We start from the raw sequence: 4,871 nt of genomic DNA, 5'->3' as shown, positions 1-4,871 counted from the left end.
TGTCAAATGATGATGTTGCCATGTGACATTACCTCCTTCACTTTTATTACTGATATTATAACACGGAACAAATAAATATTGGGTGACTGACACCCACAAAATTTTCTTGTATGAAGAGATTATCGAACAAGAATCGTAATAATAAAAAACTTAAGCATATATTATAATCATGAAGCCAATTAACAATTGGTAACGCATAGCGCTCATTCTCTTACAGGGAATGGGCGTTTTGTATTGACTAAAAATTATATGTACTAAATTATCAATTTAGTTGGTTATTTTCCATTTTACTAATTAAATATTCAAATAAATATCGGGTGCCTGGCACCCACACAATTAAAGAAAAAGAGTTTTTCTCTCATACTCAATTGAGAAAAGTACTTTTTGAAAACCCACCCTGTATTACAATATTTAATTGTTGTTCTACTATGAGAACGGCAGATGTAAGGGGCTATCCGGAGAGAAAGTTTCAACCAATGGAAAATGTGTATCAATCAATTCTATTTAAACATAATGAGCCATTTCGTCTTATATTTGCAAATAGATCTGCAACGCTTGATAAGTCAAGCATTCATATTTCACAAAGTGTAGCAAATCATATGGTAAATAATAATACACTATTTGACTTGCTAGAATCATTCTCATTGGTCAAATTACAAAATAGTGACATTGAAAATGAACGTCTCAAAGTTTTAATAAAGAGAGACAAATCTATAGGGACTACTTTGATGTTTTGATTGTAATGTAGTTGTAAGAAAAACATCGACTTACATGTATGCCAATCAAATAGGTTTGCAGTGGGCAATGTAACTTCTACAAGTGATATTAGTACTGGGTTTTTGGTGGTAACATTGCTCCTATAGTTACTGGAGTTTTATTTTTTGTAGCTATTCTTTAAGGAAATCTTTTAGCAAAAGGTTCGCCACGACAAATGAGCGAGCCTCTTCTCTGACTGAAAGCAAGCCAAGTATATTCTTTGTTTAACAAAGAGTAAGATATACTGTAGAATTGGGTTAAAGTTACTATAAATATGTAGTTTATGGTATGATGAGGGGGAAAGTAAATTCCTACATGGGATGAGATAAAAATATGAAAAAGAATATAAAGGGCTATCATGGAACTGTAAAAGCCAATGTTTCTTCAATTATGAGGGATGGATTTAGAATTGAAAAATACTCCTTCTTGGCTTCCACTCTTCAGAAGGTTCCTGGCGATTTAGGAGCAGGGGTCTACGCATTTAAAGACAATCCGCAAAATGCAGAAGGATTTGCAGAGAAATTTAGTGAAGATGTTGTTGTCTTAAAATTATCGCTTGAACTTGAGGAAGAATATTACTTAGACATGGACGAGAAAGACAACGCTTCGCTAGTTTTAGACATATACAGGAGCAAGGTCTTTGAAACTTTAAAGGAACGATATGAACGTACGAATAAAAGTGCGAGAAACAGAGAATGTTTAGACGGTTTGATTCTTGAACATATTATACACAAACACCAGCTTAGAGTCGATTTGGTTAAGAAAAATACTTATACACGATTTAAGGGTCTTCCGCCTATTTCTCAATACCATAATGGTACAGAACTTTGTATTAAAAATGTGGAAATTATTAAGGAAATTGAAGAGCATAATGTTTCAAATACGTGTAGGAGTGATAAAAATGGGAATTAATTTAAGAGATCATGTTCATGATGTCGATGATTTATTTACACTTGAAGAAGCAGAACAATTATTTATCGCTGCCGGCTATAAGAAAAAACAGACGTCTGTAGAAGGCTTTGAAAAACTTGAAATAACAAGTGAAATGCTTTGTTCAAATCAACAAATGTCGGGGAATCATTTGAAATTCAACTTTAAACAGGGACAACAATTTGGAATTCAGGTTCAGCAGAAAGCTGCGGAGCATCCAAACTTGCAAGACATATCAGTAAAAGGGTTTGAAAAGGTTATCAAGTATACATCAACCTCTATGGGAGGAGCTGCGTGAACGTGATCAGTGACTTAAGAATAATAAGTATACGGGCAGAAAAGTGTAATTTTGAATGGAATGTCAATTACTCGGGAAATATAGAGCACAATCATGATTTGTCTTTCAGTGTTAATATTCTAATTAATACAGAAGATGACCACAAAGGGATTATTAGACTTGGCTGCAATGTAAATGAAGAAGATGATAGTGAATATCCTTTCGCCATTTCGTTAGTTATGATGGGTGAATTTTATACGAGCGATAAGCCGTTTGAAGAATACGTGGTAAACGCCATTAGCCTGCTATTCCCATATCTACGCACGTATGTTAGCACTCTTACATCCATGTCTGGAGTCGAACCGTTAATTATTCCGGCTATTAATATTTACGAGCTATTGGAGCAAAACAGCACCAATAATGTTGAAGGAACTGAATAGATTAAGAAAATATCATCAAAGTCTAAAGTCTGCACTCTACTAAAAGTGTAGGCTTTTTTCATAAAATTTATTTATTATGGTAAAAGATGAATAATATGAGCACTAGAATTATTTTAACTCTTGAGGATTCACCTGATTCACTCATCTCACCCCTAATTCTACCAAACCAAAAAAGAAAGGATCAACCTAATACAATTTTGTGAGTACAGACACCTGATATTAGTTGAGTTTCAGCGAAAATCCGTTATACTTAAATTTAAAGAACAATGGAGGGAGCGCATTATGGCACATACTATTAAAGAGTTCTTAGGTATGAAACATATCACTAAGAATGATGCTGACCGCCTATTAGATTCTATTTTTGGGCTTTTATTTAATGGCTTTGAAAAGTATTTTTCACTTAACATTCAACAATATCTTGATGTAAATCACTTCTTTAAAGACCTTGCAGTGAAATATCCTGACTACAGCTATATTTCAGAATGGTTTTTCGAAAAAGGGCAAGGGTTCCTTAAAAATATCGATTCAGACCTCTCAGAAGTGCCTGATATTATTGCTTTTTTAGAACACGAAAAGTTCTGTTTAGAAATCGACGTACATGAAGGGAATCGTACAGATTTTTTATTTGCTTATACAGAAGTATTTCCGATGATTAGTAACTATATCGGTGATTTTTACAAAGAAAAGATGAGTAAACCTGTATTTGATTTTCAAGAAAAGAAAATTCCAATACCGGGTTTCAGTTCTATAAGAGCAAATAACATTTCAAACTGGTCTGTAACGAACACTCAAAGCTCTGCTAATAGGGAAGCAGAGCTTTTATTATACGCATAAGGAGAAATTTCAATGTCAAAAGATGCATTTATAAAAAAATACGTTGTAGCGAAAAATTCAATCCAACTAATAGAGGTTTCGTTAGAGCAATCGCAATTCAATAAAGTTGGGCTAATTACTGAGAAGTTACTGAGAAGTTACAACATAACCTATCGTTTAGTTATCAAGTAAAAGTAGAGAATGAAAAAGTATATGGATTCTTAAAAACCAATGTAGAAAGCATTAATTCAAATGGCGAAATTGCTCTAGTGGTAGAAACCATACATAAAGGCAACTTCCAATTTCCACAGGATATCAAATTAGAATTAGTAGAGGAATTTGCTCATGTTCAAACTGTTCCACAGTTAATTTCGTATGCTCGTTCACATATTCAATTCGTTTCAAGCCAAATGATTTCGGAACCTATTCAACTACCTACGATGGATATAATTGAATCATTAATTCAGAATGCGGATGAATAAATCATGATAACATTTGCTCCATCAGATAGACCTGTTCCGCATTTAGAAGCTTTGGCTACAGATATTAAAGATGCAGTTTTCCAATATCGAAATAGATAGGTTCCTTAGACATTCTAAAAATACAATAGCTACTTATCAAGCTCATTATGATCGCTGGAGTAGAAAATATATGCTGAAAAATACACCATCAGATGAGCGCGAATTTGCTGTATTACTTGGTCGAATTGGTACTGAATGTACTTCTGATGAAGAATGGCAAAAATTACGAGGGGTTATTGCCGAAAAACTATTTGAACCCTATTTCAAAGAAAAACACCTAGGTTCTGATATGGGATTTGGTGTAAAAGTTTTAATTAATGGCGTACCGGTTATTTACCAACCATCGACTCAAACCACTACAGACAAAAGAAGACAATCAGTCGATGCCGCGGCTTGGGATACTAAAAATGGAGAATTTGTTGAGGTAAAGTTTAACCCTGAGATATTTGAAGAAAAGGATATTAACTATTTAAAACATTTAGAGCAACAGTTGGAGGCTAATTCAGTGTCTCATACAATTCTAGTTGTATCATTTAGCGACCCTATTGTTACTAAAAATGAGTTGATTGCAAAAAAATTAGTAAATAAAGATAGTAATTTCGTTATAATTGGTCCTGATGAATTCCTCCCTTACTAAAATAAAAACCAGCTCCCGGTAAAGTGTACCCTTTGTAAAGGACATTTTGAAAAAGAGCTAGGCAACTTATTCGAGTTGCTTTTTGTATTTTGCAAGCGGCAGCTTCTTTAAGTACAATTGCCCTAATAATGATTGTTAAAATCGGGTGCCAGACACCCACGCAATTAGAAATAGGAAGCTTTTCGCGGGAAAAATCTTGCGAAGGGCTTCTTTTTTTGTTAATACAGGCTACGTAGCGTATTGAAATGACGGTACAACGCAGGGCATGCTATACTAGTTGTAATAAATGCTAGAGGTGAGTGCGATGAATCGACGTGCGTTAAAACGTATCCCCTTAGATAAATTAATGGATTTGAAAGTAGATTATGCGTTTAAGCAACTATTTGGTAGTGAAAAAAATAAAGATATTACGGTGGTATTCCTAAATGCCATCTTACAAAAAACAGGGCGCAATACCATCAAAGAAGTAGTATTTATTAATCAAGAAGTAGGCGGCG

At 34.0% G+C, this 4,871-nt stretch carries 8 protein-coding genes; all 8 read left to right on the top strand.

What is annotated here, in order from left to right:
- Window positions 1-1,089: 1,089 nt before the first annotated feature.
- The gene (locus DDE80_RS13660; protein WP_108308456.1) at window positions 1,090-1,668 is read left to right on the top strand and encodes a hypothetical protein; all 579 of its coding nucleotides are present in this window, start codon (window positions 1,090-1,092) and stop codon (window positions 1,666-1,668) included.
- Entirely contained in the window at window positions 1,658-1,984 is a 327-nt protein-coding gene (locus tag DDE80_RS13655; protein ID WP_108308454.1) for a hypothetical protein, read from the top strand. Before DDE80_RS13660 ends, DDE80_RS13655 begins: the two co-directional genes overlap by 11 nt.
- A complete protein-coding gene (locus DDE80_RS13650; protein WP_161952349.1) occupies window positions 1,981-2,403 on the top strand; it encodes a protein-export chaperone SecB in 423 nt (140 codons plus the stop codon). The genes DDE80_RS13655 and DDE80_RS13650 overlap by 4 nt, the downstream gene beginning before the upstream one ends.
- 282 nt (window positions 2,404-2,685) lie before the next feature.
- The gene (locus tag DDE80_RS13645; protein ID WP_108308451.1) at window positions 2,686-3,237 is read left to right on the top strand and encodes a hypothetical protein; all 552 of its coding nucleotides are present in this window, start codon (window positions 2,686-2,688) and stop codon (window positions 3,235-3,237) included.
- Between the two features lie 12 nt (window positions 3,238-3,249).
- Entirely contained in the window at window positions 3,250-3,408 is a 159-nt protein-coding gene (locus DDE80_RS15195; RefSeq protein ID WP_161952348.1) for a hypothetical protein, read from the top strand.
- Between the two features lie 77 nt (window positions 3,409-3,485).
- The gene (locus tag DDE80_RS13640) at window positions 3,486-3,698 is read left to right on the top strand and encodes a hypothetical protein (protein WP_108308450.1); all 213 of its coding nucleotides are present in this window, start codon (window positions 3,486-3,488) and stop codon (window positions 3,696-3,698) included.
- 169 nt (window positions 3,699-3,867) lie between these two features.
- A complete protein-coding gene (locus tag DDE80_RS13635) occupies window positions 3,868-4,374 on the top strand; it encodes a hypothetical protein (RefSeq protein WP_108308448.1) in 507 nt (168 codons plus the stop codon).
- Between the two features lie 304 nt (window positions 4,375-4,678).
- Window positions 4,679-4,871 (top strand): Rpn family recombination-promoting nuclease/putative transposase (locus DDE80_RS13630; RefSeq protein WP_235612347.1); only part of this gene is annotated, 193 nt, incomplete at its 3' end.

The sequence above is a fragment of the Metalysinibacillus jejuensis genome (assembly GCF_003057615.1).
Classification (GTDB): domain Bacteria; phylum Bacillota; class Bacilli; order Bacillales_A; family Planococcaceae; genus Metalysinibacillus; species Metalysinibacillus jejuensis.
Note: the sequence above shows the minus strand (reverse complement) of the source record. Positions and strands in the feature narration are given on the sequence as shown.